The 1612-nt window shown below is 55.5% G+C and carries 2 protein-coding genes; both read right to left on the bottom strand.

What is annotated here, in order from left to right:
- A partial coding sequence (locus PLF13_15070) for a hypothetical protein (protein ID HOP08587.1) occupies window positions 1-838 on the bottom strand: 838 nt, incomplete at its 3' end.
- On the bottom strand, window positions 831-1612 hold a 782-nt coding region (locus PLF13_15065; GenBank protein HOP08586.1), incomplete at its 5' end, for a hypothetical protein. The genes PLF13_15070 and PLF13_15065, both read right to left, overlap by 8 nt.

Raw genomic sequence — 1612 nt, 5'->3', positions numbered from 1 at the left:
TGCCATTCTTCCTGCTCGCCATTCCCATTTGCGTATAGGTGTATCGACCGCTCTGGTCTCCCGCCCATATTGTGACGGTATGGCCATCGCGGAACTGAATCTTGATTTGTGGCCATGTGGTGCCCGGCGGTGTCATGAAAAACACTGTGCCGCCTGAATCCGGCCCAGGCACCTGATCGATAAGGGGAGCGAATATCTCAGTCTTGTCCCGACAGGTCAGGAGTCGTGGCGCATCACCCAGGTACAGATCTTCGTTCAGCGCGACGAAAAGGCTGTCTTTCTGCGCCAGCAGTGTTTCAACTGCAGGACTCAGATGAAGGCGCGTGGGCGCTATTACAACAAAGGGTTTGGGGGTCGAAAGGCATAATGATCGGACGACCTCTACCAGCGTGTCCTTGCTGTCCTGCATTGTCAGCACAACAGGGAAGTCCATCCCGGCCGTGGGTATGAAATCGCCCAGTCTCCATGTGTGGGGCAGGCCATCGAGTTTTGCCTCTCGGTGTTCAATTCCCATGGCCGTGCAGATAGCGCCATTGATGGCTGACTGCTTGAGCCGGTAGATCAGCGTCTGCCGTGGAGAGAGTTGGATGGCCGCGTGTTCTTTTTCGATGCAGACGGCTCGGATGTCGGTCTTCGCATGGGTGATCACACTACGTGGGCATCCCAGGCCACATTCCGTCGGGCAATCCACAGCGGTCGCGTGATTCTTGGTCAGTTGAAGAAAATTGTCCCGAAACAATGGATACCGGTCCCAACCGGAGAGCGCCTTATCCCAATCGAACAGCGCCGCCGACTTTCCAGGCAATCTCTCCAGATATGCCCAGAAGGGGTCACTCATCCGATGTCCCTCCGGCTCCGACAATAAAGCCCCTGAGTCCGAGCCAGCGCTCGATAACCTCGGCATCACCATCCCGCTTGAATTGCGCTCGGTTACCTGAACTCAAGGTGACCGACCTGGGCGTCTTGGAACCGTCGAATTTGATCTGGAAGCTCGCCTTGACGATCTTGCCTCCAGCGGGAAGGGTCTTATCCCGATCTCGGAGAGAAGCGAACATGTCCTCGGATCGCCGGATTTCTATATCCTTGTGTGCGCCACCCCAAAAAAACTGAACCTCTTTCAGTCTGACGTATTCAATGCCTTCCACGTCGTCACAAAGAAGCGCTTCTTCCCCGATCTGCCGTAGTGGCTCGAGGTCGAATCGGCTGCGCTCGCTAAAGAACTCTTCGTTGCCGAACAGATGCAGCCCGAATTTCTTCCGGTAGAGCTCCTTCTCGCCCTTGGTTTCGGCGTTCATGCGGATCTCCCCAATGACGGGGTTGTAGGCAAGCACGTCGAATTTTTCAGGGCGGAAGTACTGACTGGTGGACTCACCGGCCTCAATGACCGCCTCACGAGCATAGGGCTTCCCGTGGCGCACGAGGAACCATGTGTGGCCTTCTTTCGGATAAACGAACACCTTGGAATACTTGCCCCGACGCTTCTTAGAAAACCATTCGTCAAGATCGGCTTCAAGGGCCGCGAGGGTTTCCTCCGATGGCAGCACGAAATCTGGCAGCGGGTTTTTCTTGGTCTTGAAATACTCGAAGGACCTGACGTTCATGAAGAACTGCT

Source organism: Candidatus Zixiibacteriota bacterium, from assembly GCA_035380245.1.
Taxonomy (GTDB): Bacteria; Zixibacteria; MSB-5A5; order GN15; family FEB-12; genus DAOSXA01.
The sequence above is the reverse complement of the archived record's forward strand: the minus strand, read 5'-3'. Positions and strand labels throughout refer to the sequence as shown.